Annotated in this window: 15 protein-coding genes; 8 read left to right on the top strand and 7 right to left on the bottom strand. The window is 72.7% G+C overall.

The features are described from left to right. The first annotated feature begins 13 nt into the window (after window positions 1-13). The 4 genes from ACFWXQ_RS16835 (at window position 14) to ACFWXQ_RS16820 (ending at window position 6,141) form a co-directional block, all read left to right on the top strand. Window positions 14-1,621, top strand: a complete 1,608-nt coding sequence (locus ACFWXQ_RS16835) for a dynamin family protein (RefSeq protein WP_383942822.1) — start codon at window positions 14-16, stop codon at window positions 1,619-1,621. A gap of 5 nt (window positions 1,622-1,626) precedes the next feature. After that, window positions 1,627-3,714 (top strand): GTPase, encoded by a 2,088-nt coding sequence (locus ACFWXQ_RS16830; RefSeq protein ID WP_383942867.1) that lies wholly within the window; start codon window positions 1,627-1,629, stop codon window positions 3,712-3,714. Window positions 3,715-3,937: 223 nt separating this feature from the next. Continuing rightward, the gene (locus ACFWXQ_RS16825) at window positions 3,938-4,450 is read left to right on the top strand and encodes a single-stranded DNA-binding protein (protein WP_383942824.1); all 513 of its coding nucleotides are present in this window, start codon (window positions 3,938-3,940) and stop codon (window positions 4,448-4,450) included. A 284-nt stretch (window positions 4,451-4,734) separates the two neighbouring features. Beyond that, entirely contained in the window at window positions 4,735-6,141 is a 1,407-nt protein-coding gene (locus ACFWXQ_RS16820) for a TQXA domain-containing protein (protein ID WP_383942827.1), read from the top strand. A 147-nt stretch (window positions 6,142-6,288) separates the two neighbouring features. Here ACFWXQ_RS16820 and ACFWXQ_RS16815 read toward each other — a convergent pair whose 3' ends face one another. After that, entirely contained in the window at window positions 6,289-6,693 is a 405-nt protein-coding gene (locus ACFWXQ_RS16815) for a pyridoxamine 5'-phosphate oxidase family protein (RefSeq protein WP_383942830.1), read from the bottom strand. Window positions 6,694-6,953: 260 nt separating this feature from the next. Between ACFWXQ_RS16815 and ettA the strand changes: the two genes are divergently transcribed. The 3 genes from ettA to ACFWXQ_RS16800 are packed head-to-tail and all read left to right on the top strand — an operon-like array spanning window position 6,954 to window position 9,752. After that, on the top strand, window positions 6,954-8,618 hold the full coding sequence (gene ettA / locus ACFWXQ_RS16810; RefSeq protein WP_383942833.1) for an energy-dependent translational throttle protein EttA: 1,665 nt from the start codon (window positions 6,954-6,956) through the stop codon (window positions 8,616-8,618). Window positions 8,619-8,622: 4 nt separating this feature from the next. Then, a complete protein-coding gene (locus ACFWXQ_RS16805) occupies window positions 8,623-9,042 on the top strand; it encodes an acyl-CoA thioesterase (RefSeq protein ID WP_383942836.1) in 420 nt (139 codons plus the stop codon). Next, the gene (locus ACFWXQ_RS16800) at window positions 9,039-9,752 is read left to right on the top strand and encodes a hypothetical protein (RefSeq protein WP_383942839.1); all 714 of its coding nucleotides are present in this window, start codon (window positions 9,039-9,041) and stop codon (window positions 9,750-9,752) included. The genes ACFWXQ_RS16805 and ACFWXQ_RS16800 overlap by 4 nt, the downstream gene beginning before the upstream one ends. Before the next feature lie 53 nt (window positions 9,753-9,805). On the opposite strand, the gene ACFWXQ_RS16795 is transcribed toward ACFWXQ_RS16800, so the two are convergent. From ACFWXQ_RS16795 to ACFWXQ_RS16780, 4 genes are all read right to left on the bottom strand, one after another. Then, window positions 9,806-10,774, bottom strand: coding sequence for an ABC transporter ATP-binding protein (locus ACFWXQ_RS16795; protein ID WP_383942842.1), 969 nt, complete (start codon window positions 10,772-10,774; stop codon window positions 9,806-9,808). A gap of 121 nt (window positions 10,775-10,895) precedes the next feature. Continuing rightward, complete coding sequence (locus ACFWXQ_RS16790; protein WP_383942870.1) at window positions 10,896-13,916, bottom strand: FtsX-like permease family protein; 3,021 nt, start codon at window positions 13,914-13,916, stop codon at window positions 10,896-10,898. A 1-nt stretch (window position 13,917) separates the two neighbouring features. After that, window positions 13,918-17,337, bottom strand: coding sequence for an FtsX-like permease family protein (locus tag ACFWXQ_RS16785; RefSeq protein WP_383942845.1), 3,420 nt, complete (start codon window positions 17,335-17,337; stop codon window positions 13,918-13,920). 187 nt (window positions 17,338-17,524) lie between these two features. Further along, a complete protein-coding gene (locus tag ACFWXQ_RS16780) occupies window positions 17,525-17,929 on the bottom strand; it encodes a globin (RefSeq protein ID WP_055611684.1) in 405 nt (134 codons plus the stop codon). Between the two features lie 170 nt (window positions 17,930-18,099). Here ACFWXQ_RS16780 and ACFWXQ_RS16775 point away from each other — a divergent pair, with 170 nt between their 5' ends. Then, window positions 18,100-19,089: a methyltransferase domain-containing protein gene (locus tag ACFWXQ_RS16775; RefSeq protein ID WP_383942848.1), complete on the top strand. Its 990-nt coding sequence runs from the start codon at window positions 18,100-18,102 to the stop codon at window positions 19,087-19,089. A gap of 94 nt (window positions 19,090-19,183) precedes the next feature. On the opposite strand, the gene ACFWXQ_RS16770 is transcribed toward ACFWXQ_RS16775, so the two are convergent. Together ACFWXQ_RS16770 and ACFWXQ_RS16765 are read right to left on the bottom strand one after the other, a co-directional pair. Further along, window positions 19,184-20,644 (bottom strand): FHA domain-containing protein, encoded by a 1,461-nt coding sequence (locus ACFWXQ_RS16770; protein WP_383942850.1) that lies wholly within the window; start codon window positions 20,642-20,644, stop codon window positions 19,184-19,186. A gap of 117 nt (window positions 20,645-20,761) precedes the next feature. Beyond that, window positions 20,762-22,108, bottom strand: a complete 1,347-nt coding sequence (locus tag ACFWXQ_RS16765; RefSeq protein WP_383942853.1) for a VWA domain-containing protein — start codon at window positions 22,106-22,108, stop codon at window positions 20,762-20,764. Window positions 22,109-22,216 lie beyond the last annotated feature (108 nt).

Genomic DNA, 22,216 nt, shown 5'->3' with positions numbered 1-22,216 from the left:
GCATTCTTCGCATGTGGTGACCTTGGACGTACGGCCTCAGCTGCTCGACGCACTTTCCGCCCTGCGCGACCGTGTCGCCGCCGCACGCTTCCCGCTGCCCCTGGCTGGGGCTCCACGCGCGCGTGCCAACCGCGACGAACTGCTCGCGCAACTCGACGACTATCTCGTGCCCCGGTTGAGAGAACCCGAAGCACCCTTGCTCGCCGTGATCGGAGGATCGACCGGGGCGGGCAAGTCCACACTGGTCAACTCCCTTGTGGGACGGCGGGTCAGCGAAGCCGGGGTACTGCGGCCCACGACCCGCACTCCGGTGCTCGTGTGCCACCCGGAGGACCATCACTGGTTCAGCGGTATGCGCGTACTGCCCGACCTCACGCGCGTGTGGGTGCCCCAACAGGACGCCCTGGACGATCCGCTGCTGCCGGGCGAGGACGACGGGCGGGTGCTGCGCATCGAGACCGCCGACACCCTCCCGCGCGGGCTCGCCCTCCTCGACGCGCCCGACATCGACTCCCTAGTGGCCGACAACAGGGTGCTTGCCGCCGAACTGATCTGCGCGGCCGACATCTGGGTGATGGTCACCACGGCCGCCCGGTACGCGGATGCGGTGCCGTGGCATCTGCTGCGTACCGCGAAGGAACACGACGCGACGCTCGTCACGGTCCTCGACCGGGTGCCCCACCAGGTCGTGTCGGAGGTGTCGCGTCAGTACGGCGCGCTCCTCGCCAAGGCGGGACTCGGCGACGTACCCCGCTTCACCGTGCCCGAGTTGCCCGAGTCGGCATGGGGTGGGGGGCTGCTTCCGGCCACCGCGGTGGCGCCCCTGCTCGCCTGGCTCACGGAACAGGTGGAGGATCCGGGAGCCCGGCAGCAGGCGATGGCCCGCACGGCGTACGGGGTGCTCGACTCGCTGAAGACGCGGATGCCCGAGCTGGCCGGTGCGGCGGCCGCGCAGTACGCCGCCGCCCTGCGGCTCACCGCGGCCGTCGACGGGGCGTACGACAGCGAGCACGCGCGCGTACGGGGCCGTTTGCAGGCCGGGGCCGTACTCGCCGGTGACGCGCTCAAGCGGTGGCGCAGCTATCCGCTGGACTGCACCGCCGGCGAACTGCTCGACGCGCTCGCCGAGAGCCTGGCCGCGCTGCTGCTGTGCGCCGTCACCGCCGCCGACGAGCGCATCGACGAGGCCTGGCGCCGCGAACCCGGCGCGGCCGCGCCGGGGCTGACGGACCGTGACCCGACGCTGGAGAGCGCCGAGCACCGCATCGGGATGGCCGTACGGCGCTGGCGGCGGATCCTCGAGGAGTACGCCGAGGAGGAGGTGCGCGCCCTCGACAAGAGCGTCGCGCCGGATCCCGAGGTGGTGGCGGCGCTGGTCGCCACCGCGCTCCTGGGCGGCCGGCGCGCCCGGTCCGCGGGCGAGGGACTCGCCGAGCGGATCGGGGCACACGGTGCCCTGCGGCTGCGCGACAAGGGCGGGCGGCTGCTCAGCGACTACCTCGACAAGACCCTGCACACCGAACGGGAGCGGCGGCTCGCGCCGCTCGACGCACTCGACGTACACCCCGAACCCCAGGCCGAACTCATCGCCGCGCTGTCCGTACTGCAGAAGGAGAGGTGATCGTGGTGACCGCCGTCACGGACCACACGGATCACGCCGATCACCCCGGAGACGACGAGGGGCGTGAGGGCATTGGGCACGCGCGCGTGGAGGACGATTTCGTGACCGACCACAAAGACGCCCGCAAGAAGGACCCCGGCAAGAAGGGCTTCGACAAGACGGACTTCGGCAAGAGGGATCCCGGCAAGGACGCAGGCAAGAGGGGCGCCGGCAAGGGAGGCGGCGTCCGTTCGGAGAGTCGCATGTTCGGGCTCGTGCGCGTGGAGATCGCCGACTACCCCGAGAAGCCCGCTTCCGGGGACGGCACGGACGGCACGGACGGCACCGACGGCACCGGCGACAAGGGCCGCCCGGACGGCATCGAGGGCGTGGACGCCGCCGACGCCGCGGAATCCGGCGTCTCCTGGGACGACGGGCTGATCGCGCGGCGTGTGTCCGCCACGGCGGAGGGACACGTCAGGCCCGTGAAGGAGGCAGTCGTGGACAGCAGGCCGCCCGTGGTGACCCCTCTCGCGTACGACGGGTCGCTACGGTCCCGTCTCGACGCGCTGCGTGAACTGGTGGGGCTCTCCCGTACCCGGCTCGACAGCAGGACGCTCGCCGAGGCGGGACAGGTCCTGGACGAGGCCACGGCGCGGCGCAGGCTCTCCGGACAGCACACCGTCGTAGCCATCGCGGGCGCCACCGGAAGCGGCAAGTCGCAGCTCTTCAACGCGCTCGCCGGAGTGGCCATTTCGGAGACCGGGGTACGCAGGCCGACCACCGCCGCTCCCATCGCGTGCAGCTGGAGCGACGGCGCGGCGAGTCTCATCGACCGGCTGGGCATCCCCGGGCGGCTGCGACGGCGACCGCTGCAGAGCGCGGAGGCCGAGGCGCAGTTGCGCGGGCTCGTCCTGGTGGACCTGCCCGACCACGACTCCGCGGCCGTCCAGCACCGCGAACAGGTGGACCGCATCCTGGCGCTCGTCGACGCCGTCATCTGGGTCGTCGACCCGGAGAAGTACGCCGACGCCGTGCTGCACGAGCGCTATCTGCGCCCCATGGCGGGACACGCGGAGGTCACCTTCGTCGTCCTCAACCAGATCGACCGGCTGCCCGGGGAGGCCGCCGACCAGGTCCTCGACGACCTGCGGCGGCTGCTCGACGAGGACGGGATCGCGCTCGGCGAGTACGGCGAGCCGGGCGCGACCGTTCTCTCGCTGTCCGCGCTCAGCGGGGACGGCGTCCCGGAACTGCGCGAGGTACTCGGTCACTTCGTGGCCGAGCGGGGAGCCGCGGTGCGCCGGATCTCCGCCGATGTGGACGCGGCAGCGGCCCGTCTGTGGCCCGTCTACGCGAACCGGCGGCAGGCCGGGCTCACCGAGGAGGCACGCGACGAGTTCGCCGACCGGCTGGCCGACGCGGTCGGCGCCACGGCGGCCGGCGAGGCGGCCGAGCGCGCGTGGCGCCGCAACGCCAACCGCGCGTGCGGCACCCCCTGGCTGCGGCTGTGGCGCTGGTACCAGGACCGGCGCGAACCACCGACCGGGCGCCTGGCCGTACGGACCCACGCCGACGAGGAGGCCACGGCACGGCAGCGCGTCGAGCAGGCGGTCCGTACGGTCGCCGAGCAGGCTGCCGGCGGACTGCCCACGCCCTGGGCGCAGGCGGTGCGCGAGGCGGCCGTACGAGGGTCGCAGGGGTTGTGCGAGGCGCTCGACGAGCTGACCCTGCGAGCCGGTGCGCCGGTCGGACGGCCGCCGCGGCCCGGCTGGTGGCCGGTCGCGGTACTGGCCCAGGCGGCCATGACGATCCTTCAGGCCATCGGCGGGCTCTGGCTGCTGGGGCAGGTCGTCGGTGTCATGTCGTCGAATCTCGGGGTGCCGGTGCTGCTGATGGTGATCGGCATCGTGGGCGGTCCGGGCGTCGAGTGGGCCTGCCGGCTGGCGGCGCGCGGGCCGGCCCGGCGGTACGGGCTGGAGGCCGAACGGCGGCTGCGGGAGGCGGCGTCCGGGTGCGGCCGGGCCCGGGTCCTCGATCCGCTGGCTGCGGAGCTGCTGCGGTACCGGGAGGTGCGGGAGCAGTACCTGCGGGTCACGGGGGTCGGCGTCTAGGGCTGTCGGACAGGGCTGTCGGACGTGTCCCGGACGGGGTGAAGTTCTCGTTCGGGTGGCGGAGTTGTCCACAACGGGGCGTTGGCCCACAGCGCTCAGCGGGCCCGGGCCGGCGGAGGCAGTCTGGAACCGCGGCGATCACGACGCGATCACATCGCGTTCGCCGCACCGGACGCAGCCGTACGGGACGGGCCCGTAGGCGTGGACAGGGAGGGATTCCGCGATGAACGAGACGACGGTGTGTGTGGTGGGGAACGTGGCGACGCAGCCGGTCTTCCGGGAGACGGCGACGGGCGCGTCGGCGAGGTTCCGGCTGGCGGTGACGCAGCGGTACTGGGACCGGGAGAAGAACGCCTGGACGGACGGGCACACCAACTTCTTCACGGTGTGGGCCAATCGGGCGCTCGCCACGAATGTGCAGGCGTCCGTCTCGGTGGGCGAGCCGCTCGTGGTGCGCGGGAGGCTGAAGATCCGCACCGAGCAGCGCGACGGGCAGTCGCGGACGGGCGCGGACATCGAGGCCACGGCGATCGGCCACGATCTGGCGCGCGGCACTGCGGCGTTCCGGCGGGCCCACAAGGGCGAGACACCGTCGGAGACGCCGGCCAGGCCGGAGCCCAACTGGGAGACGGAGCCGACGGCTCAGGCGGCCGGGACCGCTCACCAGCACCAGCACCAGCACCAACAACAGCAGCAGGAGCAGCAGCGGGAACCGGAACCGGCTCTGGTGACGTGACATCAGGAACACGCCAGGTACTCCAGGTACTGGATTCACCGTCTGGCCGAAGTGCGGCTTATCGGCGAATGTGTTCCGAACGGTCCCCATGGATTTGTCGATAAGCCCAGCTCGCGCCTCATCTCGGCGATAACGATTCCGAGTCGGATCGCTTGTCCGATGTGATGACCGGGGAGAGAGGTGCGCCCCGTCCTTAGGATGCCGGGCATAGCTCTCGGGGCTTCTGATTCTGCTGGTGGGACCGTAACCCCCCACGTCAACGGGTCCTGCTCGAAGGGAATTCTGTGCTTTCTTCGTTCTCTGCGTCGTCCGTGCGCGGGCGGGGCGCCGCCCGGCTCGCCGCGGCGGTGCTGGTGTCCGGACTCGCTGCCGTGAGCGTTCTGACGGTCGCGGGCACGGCCGCCGCCGACGAACTCCCCCTGAGCCGGGGCGGCGCGACCGCCACCATAGGTGAGCTGAAGACGTCCGGAACCGCCGTCATCCACGAGAACGGCGAGGACAAGCAGGTGCCCGCGGGGCTGTTCGAGATGTCCGTCGACAACGGCGGCACCCTGCAGACCTACTGCGTCGACCTCCACAACCCGACGCAGATGGACGCCAAGTACCAGGAGACCTCCTGGAGCGGCACGTCACTGAACGGCAACCCGGACGCGGGCCGGATCCGCTGGATCCTGCAGAACTCCTACCCGCAGGTGAACGACCTCGCCGCGCTGGCCGCCAAGGCGGGCGCGAGCGGTCTCACCGAGCAGGACGCGGCGGCCGGCACGCAGGTCGCGATCTGGCGGTACTCGGACGGTGCCGACGTGGACGCCGTCGACCCGCAGGCGGAGAAGCTCGCCGACTATCTGCAGCGCAACGCGCGCAACGTCGCCGAGCCCGAGGCCTCGCTGACCCTGGACCCGCCTGCGGTCTCCGGTCACGCCGGTGAGTTGCTCGGCCCGGTCACCGTGCACACCAACGCGGACAGCGTGACGGTGACGCCGCCCGCCGACGCGACCAGCGGAGTGCTGGTCGTCGACAAGGACGGCCAGGAGATCACGTCCGCGGCCGACGGCGGAGAGTTGTACTTCGACGTCCCCGAGGACACCGCGGACGGTTCGGCCGCGCTGACGGTGCAGGCCTCGACCACCGTGCCGGTCGGCCGGGCCTTCGCCTCCGAGACCAGGAGCCAGACCCAGATCCTGGCCGGCTCCAGCGAGTCGACGGTCTCCGCGACGGCCACCGCGAACTGGGCGAAGACCGGCGCGATACCCGCGCTGTCGGCCGAGGAGAACTGCGCCAAGGGCGGCGTGGACATCACGGCGGCCAACGAGGGCGACGAGGCGTTCACCTTCGAGCTGATGGGCGTCGAGCACACCATCGCGGCAGGCGCGTCACAGACCGTGACGATCCCGCTGCAGGAGGACCAGGCGTACGACTTCACGATCAAGGGGCCGAACGGCTACGAGAAGCGGTTCAAGGGCGTACTCGACTGCCGGACGCAGAGCAGTACCGCCGGCGAGACGACCCAGACGCTGAACGACCCCAGCCCGGCCACGGTGGGCGGCACCACCGCCACCACGGTCGACCTCGCCGAGACCGGCGCCTCCAGCTCCACCCCGGTGATAGCGGGGGTCGCGATCGGCCTGGTCCTGGCCGGCGGCGCGGCGGTGCTCTTCGTCCGCAAGAAGAAGACCCCCGAGCAGGACTGAAGGAACGAAGAAGACGGCACCTTGACAACTGGACAGTGGGTAACCGCTCGCTGACGCGGTGAGCGCCCCGTCCCCGTCCCGTCCGTGCCTCGTCCCCGTGCGCACGCGGCCCCGTCCCGCCCTCCGGCGGCCGGGGCCGTGCGGCGATCACTGGGCCACACCGGCCAGCAGCCAGCGCCGAACGGAAACCTCGAGCAGCACGCGCTCTCCGTCCGGTGTGCGCGGGGCGGAGACGTCCCATCCGTACTTCGCGGCGAAGGCCTCCGTGATCTCCTCCGGGAACAGCCCGCGGCGCAGCACCGCCTCCCCCTCGGCGACGACGGGAGACACTCCGTCCTCCAACGCCAGCGAGACCCGCGAGGACCTCGCGACATTGCGGACCTTGACCGAGGTCCCGTCCACACCGATCCACCAGCGGTCCCGCAGGAAGACGAACCAGACGGGCGTCACATGGGGAGACCCGTCCGGACGCACGGTGCACAGCCACACGTTCCTCTCCCGGGCCAGACGATCGCGAACAGCGGCCCCGGGCGGCACAACAAGATCACTCATGCGCCCATCCCACCCGCATCCCGGCCGCAGCACCTCGGCCGCACGACCCGAAAGCCTCGGACGTAAGCCCTACGCCCATGGGACCAGGGCGGTTTCGCGGCGCCGCGTGGCAACGGTAGGTGACGGCCCGGTTACGGGAGTGGCGGGGTGGCGTCCAGTCACTGGCCCCCGGCCGGAACGCGTTTCCTTCGAGGGGTGGCGGTACGGCAAGATGGGGTGTATCTGCCCACTGCCGATTTCAAGCGTCCGGACGGTTTCTCTTGGCTGAGTTCATTTACACCATGCGCAAGACGCGCAAGGCGCACGGCGACAAGGTGATTCTTGATGACGTCACCCTGAACTTCCTGCCAGGCGCGAAGATCGGCGTGGTCGGGCCGAACGGTGCCGGTAAGTCCACCGTTCTCAAGATCATGGCGGGCCTTGAGCAGCCGTCCAACGGCGACGCGTTCCTGTCGCCCGGTTTCAGCGTCGGCATCCTCATGCAGGAGCCGGAGCTGGACGAGTCCAAGACGGTCCTGGAGAACGTCCAGGACGGTGCCGCCGAGCTCATGGGCAAGCTCAAGCGCTTCAACGAGGTCGCCGAGCTGATGGCGACCGACTACTCGGACGCGCTGATGGACGAGATGGGCAAGCTCCAGGAGGACCTGGACCACGCCAACGCCTGGGATCTCGACGCGCAGTTGGAGCAGGCCATGGACGCGCTGGGCTGCCCGCCCGGCGACTGGCCGGTCACCAACCTCTCCGGTGGTGAGAAGCGCCGCGTCGCGCTCTGCAAGCTCCTGATCGAGGCTCCGGACCTGCTCCTCCTCGACGAGCCCACCAACCATCTCGACGCCGAGTCGGTGAACTGGCTGGAGCAGCACCTCTCGAAGTACGCGGGCGCCGTCGTCGCCGTCACTCACGACCGGTACTTCCTGAACAACGTCGCCGAGTGGATCCTCGAGCTGGACCGCGGCCGCGCGATTCCCTACGAGGGCAACTACTCCACGTACCTCGACAAGAAGTCCACCCGACTCAAGGTCGAGGGCCGCAAGGACGAGAAGCGGCAGAAGCGGCTCAAGGAAGAGCTGGAGTGGGTCCGGTCCAACGCCAAGGGCCGTCAGACCAAGTCCAAGGCGCGCCTCGCCCGTTACGAGGAGATGGCCGCCGAGGCCGACAAGATGCGGAAGCTGGACTTCGAGGAGATCCAGATCCCGCCGGGCCCGCGTCTGGGCTCCATCGTCGTCGAGGTCAACAACCTCTCGAAGGCCTTCGGCGACAAGGTTCTCATCGACGACCTGAGCTTCACGCTGCCGCGTAACGGCATCGTCGGGGTCATCGGTCCCAACGGCGCCGGCAAGACCACCCTCTTCAAGATGATCCAGGGCCTTGAGACCCCGGACTCCGGGGCGATCAAGGTCGGCGACACCGTCAAGATCAGTTACGTCGACCAGAGCCGCGCCAACATCGACCCCAAGAAGTCGCTGTGGGCCGTCGTCTCCGACGAGCTCGACTACATCAACGTCGGTCAGGTCGAGATGCCGTCGCGGGCCTATGTGTCCGCCTTCGGCTTCAAGGGCCCGGACCAGCAGAAGCCCGCCGGTGTCCTCTCCGGTGGTGAGCGCAACCGCCTGAACCTGGCGCTCACCCTCAAGGAGGGCGGCAACCTGCTGCTCCTCGACGAGCCCACGAACGACCTCGACGTCGAAACCCTGTCGTCGCTCGAGAACGCGCTCCTCGAGTTCCCGGGCGCGGCCGTGGTCATCTCCCACGACCGCTGGTTCCTGGACCGGGTCGCGACGCACATCCTCGCGTACGAGGGCGAGTCGAAGTGGTACTGGTTCGAGGGCAACTTCGAGTCCTACGAGAAGAACAAGGTCGAGCGGCTCGGACCGGACGCCGCGCGTCCGCACCGCGCCACCTACAAGAAGCTGACCCGGGGCTGATCTCTTGCGGCACATCTACCGCTGCCCGCTGCGCTGGGCGGACATGGACGCGTACGGCCACATCAACAACGTGGTCTTCCTCCGCTATCTGGAGGAGGCGCGCATCGACTTCCTGTTCCGCCCGGACAAGGATTTCCAGCAGGGGTCCGTGGTGGCGCGCCATGAGATCGACTACAAGCAGCAGTTGGTCCACCGGCACCAGCCGGTGGACATCGAGTTGTGGGTCACGCGGATAAGGGCGGCGTCGTTCACCATCGCCTACGAGGTCAAGGACCCGGACCAGGTGTACGTCCGGGCCCAGACGGTCATCGTGCCGTTCGACTTCGAGGCGCAGCGGCCACGCCGTCTCACCGCGGAGGAGCGGGAGTTCCTCGCGGAGTACGCGGACGACGAGGACGACCCTGCGGGGGCCGTCGCCGCATGACGGCCCTGCACCTCGCCGACGAGGGGGAGGCGGCGGATCTCGCCGCCTTCCTGGCCAGGCTGATCCACTACGACCGCGCGGCGGCGGTGCGGCTGCAGGCGTCGGGGACGACGCTCGCGGTGTTCGGCCGGCCACCGTCGTTCGAGGTGCTCGCGATCCGCACGGCACGCCTCGACAAGCCGTACGAGAACGGTCTCGACCTCTCGCTCGACGTGACCGTCTCGGCCGGTGAACTCCTGGAGTCCCTGGACGAGTCGGCGGCCACCGCGGCCGTGCCCGCCGCCGTCACCGGCCCGCCGTGGGCCGGAGTGCTGCCGCCCCGCGGGGGCTGGCGGTCCGAGCCGGGGCTGCCCGGGCCCGACGCGGTGCGGACCATGGTGGCCGGGGCGGTCGCCGAATTCCGTTCACGCATCGACGAGTTGGCACCCGAGGGGCGTACGCGGAGCGCGCTCGACCGGATCGGGCGGGAGATCTGGTCCCGGCCGGTCGGCGACACCGAACTCCCCGTGCGAGCCGCGCACGCCGCCCAGTCGCTGGGATTCCTGCGGCCCGCGCGCCCGGCCGCGACCACGAACTCACCCTCACCCGTGCCCGACCAGGCCGTTCTGCGGCTGCTCTCGGCGGGGGCGTGGCTCAGGCTGCGTACGCCGTACGGGTCGATCGCCGTACGCAGGGCGGGACTTGGGGCGCTGGACGTCAGCGTTCGCTGAGCGTCCCTTGGTTTCCGGGACCCGCGGCATCCATTCGCAGACCGAGTGCCCCGTCAGGCGTGCTCGCTGTCGTCCGGCCAGACGCCGATGTGATCCGGTTCCAGTTCCAGGGCGACGCGGTCGCGCATGCCGAGGGCCTCGGTGTACTCGGCGGGGAGTTGCAGCCGGCCCGCGCGGTCGAGCATCGCGTACTCGCGGGCCACCACCGTCTCGTGGCCGGTCGTGGCGTCGACCTCGGTGCGGCGCAGGACCTCCGTGGAGGTGCGGCCGTCGCGGATGGCGACCGTGCGGCGGACCTCGCCGGCGACCGCCTGGTCGTGCGTGACGATGACGACGGTGGTGCCGAGGTGTTCGTTCGCGGTGCGGAAGGCGGCGAAGATCTGCTCGGCGGTGTGCGAGTCGAGTTCACCGGTGGGCTCGTCGGCGAGGAGCACGGCGGGGGCGTTGGCCAGGGCCACGGCGATGGCCACGCGCTGCTGCTGACCGCCGGACATCTGGAACGGGCGGCGGGCCCGGCAGTCGGCGACGCCCAGCAACTCCAGGAGTTCCAGGGCGCGTTCGGACTGGGCGCGACGGCTCCTGCGGGAGCCGGTGAGCTGTATCGGCAGGGTGACGTTCTGGGCGGCCGTCAGATAGGGCAGGAGGTTGCGGGCGGTCTGCTGCCAGACGAAGCCGACGGTGTCGCGGCGGTAGCGGAGCCGGTCCTTCGCGTTCATGGTCAGCAGGTCGTGGCCCGAGACCCGGGCGGCGCCCGCGGTGGGGGTGTCCAGGCCGGCCAGGATGTTCATCAGGGTCGACTTGCCGCTGCCCGACGCACCCACCAGCGCCATCAACTCGCCCTCCCGGACGAGGAGATCGAGACCCTGGAGCGCCTGCACCTCGACGCCGTCCGCGGAGAAGATCCGCACCAGCCGGTCGCAGGTGATCAGGGCGTCGTGACCGTAGGCGGGCCGGTCGCGCCGGGCGGCGGCACGCTCGGCGAGGTCGGCGAAGCTGGGGCCGGTGGGCTCGGTGGTGGTCATCGGGCGACTCCCGTGGTGATCGTCGTGGGCGACACGTGTCCGACCCTGCCGGCCGTCCTGATGGGTATGTCTCCGCCACCGTCGGCCGTCCTGATCGGGACATGTTCGCCGTTGCCGTAGGTCATCGGCTGTCCCCCGCCCTCAGCTCCCGTACCGAGCCCCGTCGGCCCGTCCACCATGCCTGGCCCGCCGCGATTCCGGTGGCCAGGAGGAGGACGGTCAGGGCGGGCAGGAACAGGGACGCCGGGTCCGTGTGCAGTGCGGCGGTGCCGGTCGGGGGTGCGCCGCCGGGGGTGGCGAGGGCGATGGAGGTGAGGTCGATGCCCGGGGCCAGGAGACGGACCGCCGCCCAGCCGGTCAGGACGCCGCCCGCCGCGGCGAGGAGGGCTTGGGGCAGTGCCTCCAGTACGAGCAGCCGGCGCCCCTGGCTCCGGGTGAGGCCCATCGTGCGCAGCCGGGCCAGCAGGGCGGCACGCTCGGGCGCGGCGCGCACCAGGGCGAGCAGCAGCGCGAGTACGGCGTATCCGGAGCCCGCCGCGACCGCTGCCGCGTATACGCGTTCCGCGCCGGACTGGAGAGGGGAGTCGACGTACTGCGCGCGCTCCTCCGAACGCAGACGTACGTCGGCACGGGCGGCGGCGCCCGCACCGGCACCCTCACCCGCATCGGCGGCGACGGCCTTGCGGAGGGCGGTCCCGCTCACCTGGTCGCCCGTCACCAGGAGTGTGGTCGGGCGTGCGGCGACGGTACCGAGGCCCGCCCGGTCCACGATGAGGAAGTCCGTGCCCGGCAGGGCGGGGGTCAGGTCGCGTACGAGGGTGATGCGGACGGTGACGTCGCTGCCGTCCGACAGCCGCAGCGAGAAGGGATGGGCGCCGTAGCGGTCGGCGACGGCGGAGGAGGCGAGCGCGGGAAGCGGCGCCTTCGCCGAACCGCTGTCGCCGCCACTGCCGCCGCCGGGCCTCGCCGAGCCGTCCGTACCGGGCTTCGCCGAGCCGTCAGCGCCGGACTTTGCCGAGCCGCCGTCCGGTGAAGCCTTCAACTCGCCCGCCGGGAACGCCCCGAGACCCGTCCGTTCCGCGAGCCGTGCGTACCCCTCGGGGTCCACCCCGGCCAGGGGTACCGACTCCACGCCGGCGCCCGGCTTGGCCTCGTACGCGATGCTCAGGGGGGTGACCTCCTGTACGCCGGGTGTCGAGCGGACCCGGTCCTGCAGGGTGGCGGGCAGGGCGGCCTCCGCCTCGACGCGGGCGTCCGCGCCGAGGTTGAGCACCGCCGCCCGGTCCCGCGCGTCCGCGACGCCCGCGAGGACCGAACCCCCGAACGCGGCGGTGGTGAGCGCCGTCAGCAGGGCGAGCAGCGGGAGAACCGTGGAGACGGAGGTACGGCCCGCGCGGGCCAGCGACAGATGGCCGATCGCGCCGCGCAGCCGGCCGGCGGGACGGGCCAGCCAGCGCAGCGGCAGCGGATAGAGCCGGACCAGGACGAGCGCGGCGATGACACCGATCAGCACCGGGGCCATCGCGACGAGTTGGTCGCCGGAGCTGCCCAGGTCGCCGGAGGCGCCGGAGTCGAGCGACTCGTCGGAGGTGCCCGACGTCCCCCGGCTGCGCAGCGCGAGCACCGCCGCCGACGCCAGCACGAGCAGGGTGAGTTCGGCGATGGTGCGGCGCCGCGAGGGGCGTACGGACGCGAGGTCCTCGCGGGCGCCGTGCACTCCTACGACCCGGTGGGCGGCCAGGGCGCGCAGGGGCAGCGCGGCGCAGGCGAGGAGGGTGACCGCGAGGGCCGCCCCGACTGCGTACGACGCGCGGCCGTACGGGACGAGGAGCAGCGCGCCCGCGAGGCCGAGCGCGCCCGCGGGCAGCGCGACCACCGCCGTCTCGGTGAGCAGGCGCCTCGTGAGCCCCCGCAGCGAGGCGCCACGGGCACGCAGGAGGGCGAGTTCGGTACGACGGCGGTCGGCGGTGAGGCGGCCCGCCATCAGAAGGACGACGACCGCGACCGCACCGGTGCCGAAGGCGGCGACGGAGACGAGGGGGCGTACGCCGGAACGGAGGTCGGCGTACGAGGTGAGCACCTCGTCGAGGTCGGTGCTCACACCGGTGTCCGCGTCCGTGGACGCGCGGACCTTCACCAGACCCGGGCCAGACTCCAGCGAGGCGACCGCGCTGCCCAGCCGGGACAGGTCGTGCGCGGTGAGCGCGGCGGGGTCCGGGGTGAGCAGCCAGTAGCGCGCGGGTTCGCCCGGGGTGCCGAGGAGCACCGGGGCCGCGGCCGGTGGCAGCAGCAGGGCGCCGAGCCAGTAGGTCTCCGGCTCGCCGCCCTGCGTGGGCGGCCGGATCAGGGAGGGAGTGCGCAGGAGGGGCTGAGTGGTCCAGTACGCGCCCTCGGGCTCGCGCGGGACGACGATGCCGGTGATGCGCACGGCGAGCGGGTCGCGCTGCACGCCGGGCACGTGGATCACCGAACCCACCTCGATGTTGAGGCGCTCGGCCGTCTCCGTGGTGACCGCGGCCTCCACCTCCCGGGTCCCGGCGGTCACCGTGTCCTCGGCGCGCGGGAGGCGGCCCGCGCTCGGCCTGGAGTGCTCGGCGAGTCCGCTCTGCGCGGCGAGCGACATCTGTGCGGGCAGCCCGCTCGGCATCGGCAGCCAGGTCTCCGCCGCTTCGAGGTTGTTGACGTTGCGGACGCCGTACATGGACTGCGCGGAGTCGACGGCGAGCGGCCGCTCGACCGTGTTCAGCACCCGCTCGTACGCCTTGCGCATGCTCTCCGGGCGCAGGGCCGTCTCGCGTTCCGACTGCGGGATGTAGGTGCCGGGCTGCGGGGCGGACACCTGCAGGGAGGTCCTGGGCGCCGTCGCGTCCACGACGGCTCGGCGCAGGCCCGCGTCCTCGTAGCGTTCGACGGCACGGGGGAAGGCCGCGGCCAGACAGGCGGTCGCCATCACCAGGAGCGCGAGGGCGACCGCGGCACCGGGGGCCGTGCGCAGCCGGGTACGGATCCAGGGGGCGACGGAGTGGTCCCGCCGCCGGAAGCCCGGACGTCCGTCGAAGCCGGGCCGCCGGAAGCCCGGACGTCCGTCGGAGTCGGGCCGCCCGATGTCCGGACGCTCGTCGGAGCCGGAATCGCGCCCCATCTCACTCACCGTCCTGACCGTTGAGCGACTTCATCGACCGCAGTGAAGGAGCGGTGTCCTCCCGCCGCAGCGCCAGTACCGCGGTGACGGCCAGCGGCGCGACCACCACGGCGGCCAGCAGGAACACGACCTGACCGAGCGGGAGTTCCACCAGCACCTCAGGGACCGGTCGGCTCGCCCCCGACGTCAGCACGATCAACGGAATCACCGCCCGCGTCAGAACCGCCCCCAGCGCCACCCCCACCACCAACGCCAGCGCCATCAGCACGCCCTGCTCGGCGGCGACCAGCCGCGCGAGCTGACGCCGTGGCGCCCCCAGCGCACGCAACAGCGCGAACTCACCGCTGCGCGCCTGCAACGACCCCGCCGTGCTCACGGCGAAGCCGACCGCGGCCAGCGCCGCCGCGACCACGGACGCCGCCGCGAACGCCGCCTCTGGCCCCGCCCCGAAGGGGTCGTCCCGCAGCTCCTCGGCGACCTCGTCGCGCACGACCACCTGCGACGGTTCGACATCGGGCCGCTCGCGCAGCTCCGCGGCCACCCGCGCCGCCGCCCCCGGCTCGGTACGCAGCCACCACTCGCTGGGCGCGACACTCTCCCCGTACCGCTGCTCCAACACCCGGTTCACGGACCGGAGATCGACCAGCAGCGCCCCGCCCGAGGGATCCCCGCCACCGGAGTCCTGCGTGGTCGGCAGCGACCGTACGTGCCCCACGATCCGCACCGGTACGGCCGAGCCGTCGAAGGTCACATCCACCCGTTGCCCCGTACGCGCGCCCGCGGCCTTGAGATAGCCGTCCGTCGCGACCGCCGCGACCTCGGGCACGTCGGGCCGGTCCACCCGCAGCCGGATCGTCAACGACGAGACCTCCCAGGCGTAGTCGCTGGGTACGTACCCGGTGCCGTAGCCGACCGTCAGCGGCTTCTCGGACTTCACGGTCGCCGCCGACGGGCTGGAGTCCGCCTCGGGATCCGCCGTGCTGCTGTTGTTGCGGGACTTCGCCAGCCAGGACGCGGGCTGCGGAAGCCTCTGCTTCGCCCCGTCGGCCGTCGTGGCCGTCAACTCCTCGACGGAGAGCAGGTGGCGCTCGGCACGGCCCGTCGGCTGGAGCATGTCCAACTGCAGCCCGGTCAGCGCCAGAGGTTCGGCGGCCCGGCCGGCGGGGGCCTCGGCCGCCTTCGCCAGATCCAGGGTGAGTTGGTGGGCCCGCCCGTCGGCGGGCAGTTCACCGACGGGAACGCGGTACGGAGTGCCGTACCGGTCCTCCAGCGTCACCGCCACGTCCGCCGACATCTCGGAGCGGAACGCCGCCGGGTCCGAACCCGACCCCTCAGCGGCCGACCCCTTCACCGGTGCGGCCTCCGCCCGGATCCGCAGTACCAGCCCCAGACGCGTACTGCCCTTCGGCAGCACCGCGCCGGGCGACGCGGCCCCCTTCGGCCCGAGCCCGGCCAGCAGCCGCCCCACCGGCTCCTGGGCCAGATCCCCGCGCATCAGCAGACCGTCCTCGCCCCCGGAGTCCGCCGTGTCCAGCGCAAGCACCGTCGCCGTCCGGTTCCCGGACAGCGGCAGCGTCGTACGCACCGCGGGAGCCGTCCCGCTCACGCCGTCGACCGCCGAGTAGATCCCGGCCTGCCCCAGTCCGCTCTCGCCGGCCCCCGTCACACGTACGGACGTGCCGGCCCTGAAGTCCGCCTGGTCGTCCTGCGAGCCGTCCCAGGACGCGCCCTGGCCGATCGCGAGCATGCCCATGGCGATGGCGAGGACGAGCAGCAGGACGGGCCCGGCGCCGCGCATCGGGCGGCGGCTGAACTGCCAGCCCGCGAGCGCCGTCGGCAGCCCCCGGCCGCTCGCCGCGCGCCGCTCCGCGAGGCGGGCGACGGGTGGCAGCAGCCGCAGGGTGAGCACGGTTCCGGCGAGCAGGGCGAGGGCGGGCGCGGAGACGAGGAGCGGGTCGATGCCGAGGGTGCCCGAACGGTCGTCCGTGACGGCACCGGAGTTCTGGCGGCTCAACTGCCAGTACGCGACGGCCGCGATCACCAGCAGCCCCACATCGGCGCCGGCCCGTACCGGCGCGGGCAGCGCCCTGGCCCGGCCGCCGCCTCCCGAACCCCCGGTCAGGGCGGGCACGGTCACCGCCAGCGCGCACCCCAGGGCCACCGCGGCCGCCACCACCCACACACCGCCGGCCGTCACCGAGGTGTCCAGCCGCAGCCCGATCCGCGCCAGCGCCCCCTGCCCGGCCAGCAGCCGGGTCAACGGGCCGGCGAGCAGCGGCGCGCACACGGCGGCCGGGATCGCCAGCAGCAGCGCCTCCAGCGCGGCGAGCTGTGCCACCCGCCCGCGCGTGGCGCCACGTGCCCGCAACAGCCGTGTCTCACCGGCCCGTTCGACACTCAGCAGCCGGGCCACGAGCAGCAGCGCGTACCCGGCGAGCAGCGAGAGCTGGAGCGCCACGATCAGCAGTGTCGAACGGGAGACCAGCAACGACCGTTCGACCCGGTCCAGTTCCTCCGGCAACGATGTCGTGACGGCCGTGGTGCCGTGCAGCGAGGGGGACTTGAGCAGCGAACGGGGCCCGGAGCGCGCCGCGTCCCGCAGGGCGTCGATCCGCCCGGTCGTCACCGTGGAGAAGTCGGCGGACGCGAGCCAGCCGGTCTGCCCGGCGCTCACCGTCACGCCCGTCCGGTCAGTCCGGTCCGCCCGGTCCGTCCCGCCCGTCTGTCCGCTGTCCGTCGCCGTCGCCGCGAGCACTGTCGGATCGGCGAGCAGCGGCCCGTACGTCGTGAAGTCCAGCCTGCTGACCCCGCGTCCGCGCAGGTCCTCCAACTGCCAGTAGGGGGAGGTGACGCGGGCCGGCCGGTACACCCCGGTCACCTGGATCCGCACCTTGGGCCCGCCGAACCGGTCGACGAGCGTCAGCCGTGCGCCCGCCTTCAGCGCGAGTTCCCGCGCGGCCGCCTCGGGAAGGGCCACCTCGATCTCGCGGCCGTCTCCCGGGGCACCGGGCAGGCGGCCCGCGACCATCCGTACCTGGGTCCGGTCGAGCGCCGCGAAGTGCGTGAGGTCCGGATCGCCCGAGCGCTCGGCGGCGGGCTGCAGCGACCTCGGCAGGGCGTACGGCCCCGACCGCGTCAGCGTCCGCAGCGTCACCGGCAGCCCGTCGAAGGTGCGCCGCGCGCCCTCCCGTACGGCCTTGTCGGCGGCCGCGCGTTCCCGCGGGGGCACGTCGGCCTTGACGATCAGCGTCGTGGCGGCCGCGCTCTCCTCGCGCCCCGCACCCCGTGAGGTGTCGAGGAGCGAGTGGCGCAGGGCGGCGTCACCGATCGCGCCGGAGTACGCGGTGAGGGTCGCGAGGACCGCCGTGGTGAGCACGACGGTCAGCAGCGCGGCGGCCAGCAGCAGTCGGTGTGCCCGCACGCGCGAAAATACGAACCCCGTCACCCGGCCCCCCGCCGTATCCCGGAATCCCCGTCACTCCGGATCTTCGGCGATGCTGTCAGAGGTGACGGGCCCGGGGTAAGCGCTTGAGAACCGACTTTGACCGGATCGTGACCGGAATCCGGCGACCCGCGACCGGAATGCGCGCGTCACCGGGGTGCGGCGCTCAGCCCTCCGTGTTCACCATCGACGCCGCCGCGTACGTCAGGTAGTTCCACAGCGTGTGCTCGTGCTCCTCGGAGAGGCCGAGCTCGTCGACGGCGACCCGCATGTGCTTCAGCCAGGCGTCGTGCGCCGCGCGGTCGACGGCGAACGGGGCGTGCCGCATCCGCAGCCGGGGGTGACCGCGGTTCTCGCTGTACGTGGTCGGGCCGCCCCAGTACTGGATCAGGAACAGCGTGAAGCGCTCCTCGGCCGGGCCCAGGTCCTCCTCGGGATACATGGGCCGCAGCAGCGGGTCCTCGGCGACGCCCTCGTAGAACCGGTGCACCAGTCGCCGGAAGGTCTCCTCGCCGCCGACCTGCTCGTAGAAGGTCTGCTCCTGAAGCGTGCCGCGCGGAATCTCTTTCACCCGTCCATGGTCTCAGACCGGGTGACCGAGGACTCAAGGCTTAGGACCACCCGAATCGAAGGGCCGGTTCCGGATCATCGACGGGCCGGTTCCGGGTCGTTGAAGGGCGGATTCCGGATCGGTCGGCCCCGGCGCTCGCCTCCCGGGCCGTCCGGCAGCACAGTGGAGGTATGGGCGCGCACGCCATCGACCCCGGTCTCGACGATCTCGCCGCCACGGCGCGGGCGGCGCTGGTGCGCGAGATCGAGGCGAGCGGGGCCTGGGCCGCCGACCCCGTCTGGCGCGAGGCCTTCGAGAGCGTCCCGCGCCACCTCTTCGTGCCGTACTACTTCGTCGGCGCGCTCGGTGGCGGCTACGAGCGCCGGTGGGGCGAGGATCCCAGCCCGCGCAGGCGCGAGAACTGGGTGCGCGGCGCGTACGCGGACGCCCCGCTGGCCACCCGGGTGCGCGACGGCGAGCTGCTGTCGTCCAGCAGCCAGCCGTCCCTGATGGCGAAGATGCTGGCCGAGCTGGTGGTACGGGACGGTGACGCGGTCCTGGAGATCGGCGCGGGCACCGGCTACAACGCGGCCCTGCTCTCGCACCGGCTGGGCGACGGGCAGGTCACCACGGTCGATCTGGACCCGGAGATCACCGACTCCGCCCGACGGCACCTGGCCCTCGCCGGCCACCACCCCACCGTCGTCACCGGCGACGGGGCGCGCGGCTGCCCGGAGCGCGCCCCCTTCGACCGGATCATCGCGACCTGCACGCTCAGCACGATCCCGCGCGCCTGGCTGGCCCAGTGCGCCCCGGGCGCCCGGATCCTCGCGCCGTTCGCCACCGGCCTCATCGCGCTGCGGGTGCGCGACTCCGGGTACGCCGAGGGCCGCTTCCTGCACACGCCCGCCTATTTCGTGCCCTTGCGCGGCGCCGGTCTGCCCGGTCCCGAACTTCCGGACCTGGACCTGGCAGGGCTGCCGCGCCGGACCAGGAGCCACGAGCTGTTCCGCTTCCTGCTGACCCTGACGGCGAACAGCCTCGACCCGCACGAGGCGTACGGGATCTGGGAGCGGGAGGGGCAGCCGCCCCGGCAGCGGTACGGGATCACTGTCGAGGGCGGCCGTGCGTGGGCGTGGCTGGACGACCCCGCGGGGCCGTACGGCTGGCCGCTGCCGTGAGCTCCGCGGGTTGTTGGTTGTGCGGTTCGTCGGCTGCCGGCCGGTGGGGGCTGGTCGCGCAGTTCCCCGCGCCCCTTAAGGGGCGCGGTTGCGCCTAGCCCCTTCGGATCGTGATCGTCGTCCACGCGCCCACGTGCACCCGGTCGCCGTCCTGCAGCGGTACGGGGACGAAGGGCTGGATGGGCTCCTCGGCGCCGTTGACCGTGGTGCCGTTCGTGGAGTTCTGGTCGACGACCGCCCAGCTGCCGTCGGGCTGCTGGACGAGCACCGCGTGCTGGTGCGAGACGCCCGGGTCCTCCGGCGGCACCGCCAGGTCGATGTCCGGGGACTCGCCCGTGGAGTGACGGCGGCGGCCGATGGTGATCTGGTTGCCGGTGAGCGGACGCTGCTGCTCGGGCGAGTACGCGGGCAGGTTGAGTCCCGCGGCCTCCGGTCCCGAGCGCTGCATCATCGCCATGAAGTACTCACGGTCGGGTCCGATCGTGATGCTCCACGACAGCGGCTGCTGCTGGTAGCCGGGGGGCGCCTGTGTCGCGCCGGGCTGTGGGTAGCCGTAGCCACCGCCCGGGCCGCCACCGGGGCCGGGCGGACCGCCGGGGCCACCAGGACCGCCGGGCGTGCCGGTCGACGGGGGCGGGAGCACCCAGTCGTCCTCGCCGCCGCCGAAGGACTGCCCGCCGGGACCGCCGGGACCACCAGGACCGCCGGGTCCCTGAGGGTGCCTGGTCTCCTGCGGGTACGCGGGCGGAGCGGGCGGGCCGGACTGCTGGTACCCCTGCGGAGCACCGGGACCGCCGGGACCGCCATGGCCACCCGGACCGCCGGGCCCGTTCGGCCCGCCAGGACCACCGGGTCCGCCGAGACCGTTCGGGCCACCGGGACCGCCAGGCCCACCCTGTCCACCGGGGCCACCGGGGCCGCCAGGACCGTTGGGTCCGCCGGGAGGGCCGCCAGGTCCACCGGGACCGCCGTAGCCACCAGGCATCCCGGGCCCCGTGCCGCCAGGGCCGGGCGGCGGCGGAACCGGGCGGGACGGATCACCGGGGAAGCCCGAGGGGTTCTCGCCGTACGGCGGGATCGGCTCGGCGGGCCGGTTCATCTGCGAGGGCCGGGAGCCCTGGTAGTCGTACCCGCCGGGGCCGCCGGTGGGCTGTCCGCCGGGCGGCTGCTGCTGGAAGCGCAGCGCCGGGTTCTGGCCGCCGGGACCAGGACCGGGACCGGCGCCGGGCCCCGGAGGGCGCGGCGCGGCCGGGGTGTACGAGGTCGCGGTGTTCGTCAGGAAGTTCCACCGGCACTCCTCGCAGAACGGCGCCCCGCCCTCACGCGGGGTACGGCACTGCGGGCACAGCTCGGCCGAGGGCGCGTCGGGCACCGCGGAGAGGTGCGGGCGGCCGCCCTGGCCGGGCGGCGGGGGCGAACCGGGCGGCGGATAGCCGTAGCCGGCCGCCGGGGGCGGCGGTGGAGGTGGCGGGGGCACGGCTCCGGCCATGCGGTGACCGCAGACCTCGCACCAGTCGTCGGAACCCGACTGGTGTCCGTTCGGGCAGGTCGGCATGTCGGCGCTTCCCCCTCTCCTGTTCCGGCCCGAGAGGGCCGCAAATCGTGCAAACCGCTTGCGTACTGCTGGTTACCGCGTGCTTGTTGCCGCGCTCGCTGCCGAGTGCGTACCGCTCTACTTCTTTACACGAACAGTCTTTGTGGACCGTGTCTCGAGAGTCATCTCGTCGGCCTCCGCGACCTTCGCCTTCAATCGCACAGTACCTGCCGCGGCGTCGACCACGTCCACCACCTTCGAAAGCAGTTTCGCCGTATCCGCGTTTCCGGAGGCGCTGGCGAGCTGAACGGCACGTCCCAGCTTGGCCGTTGCTCCGTCGACATCTCCCGCTTTGCGGGCATCCAGGCCCTGTTGGATGACTTGCGCCAGTTCCGCCTGACCTGTGTAGTGCGCGACCTGCGGGTTGATCGACGTGGACGCCGCCATGTCGTCGGTCCACACGGCCCGCACGAGACCCTGGGCGCCCAGGGCCTGGGCGGTTCCGTCGCCCTGCGGGATCACCAGGGAGACACGGGCGGCCAGCATCTCCTGGCCGAGGTCGGCCTCGGGGACCTCGACGCACACGTGGTAGTCGCGGGACTCGTCCCCCCAGGAGCCGGTGGGGTAGTCCCCGGCGCGCGGCCCCGCCTCCGTGCGGCGGTCGGTCAGCTCCTCGACCGTGGGCGCGACCTGCTTGACGAACCTGATCGACGTGCCGACCGGGGTCCACAGCCGCAGCGCCACGTCCGCGACCTCCTTGCCCATGGCCGTCTCCATCATCTGCGTGAAGTCGGCGGACAGGCCCGCCGGGTCGGCGACGATGTCGGAGGTGCCGAGCAGCGCGGACGCGATCCCGGTGACCTCCTTGACCTCCCAGTCCGTGCCGACGCCCCGCGCGTCCGCGGTGAACCGGCCCGCGCAGGCCTCCAGCGCCGCCTTGAGGTCCTCGGGCGACTCGTGTTCGTTGCGGCCGTCGGTGAGCACGATGCCGTGCCGGATGGCGACGTCCGCCGAGGACAGCAGCCGGTCGGCCAGCCGCAGCCAGGTGCCGATCGCCGTGCCGCCGCCCGCGCTCAGCCTGCGCAGCGCCTGCTTGGCCTGGTCGCGGGTCCCCGCGTCGGCGACGGCGAGCCGGCCGCCGCCCGGGTAGACCTCCTTGGCCACATGCGTCCCGCCGATGACCGCGAAGTGCACCCCGTCGCGCACCGCGTCGATCGCGGCGGCCGTCGCGTCCCGGGCGCCCCGCATCTTCGTCGGCGGGTAGTCCATGGACCCCGAACAGTCGACCATGATCGCCACGGCCGCGTCCGGGCCCTCACCCGGCGTGTAGAGGTGGGGTGCCGCCACGGCACTGCCCACGGTGCCGCCGCCGGTCGAGGTCACCGTGACGATCGCGTTGACCTCGCGGCCGCCCTCCGGCAGGTACTCGTTCTGGTAGACGTCCACCGAGAACTGCGGCACGTTCGACTTCGAGAAATTGGCCATGCCTTCTCTGCTCCCCCTCAGGACTCCCACGAGGTGTGGGTGATGTCGGTGGGCGGACCGGTCCCCTCCGGTCCTGGCCCCTCCGAGGCCGACGCCGTTTCGTACCGC

The sequence above is a fragment of the Streptomyces sp. NPDC058697 genome (assembly GCF_042715345.1).
Taxonomy (GTDB): Bacteria; Actinomycetota; Actinomycetes; order Streptomycetales; family Streptomycetaceae; genus Streptomyces; species Streptomyces liliifuscus.
The sequence above is the reverse complement of the archived record's forward strand: the minus strand, read 5'-3'. Positions and strand labels throughout refer to the sequence as shown.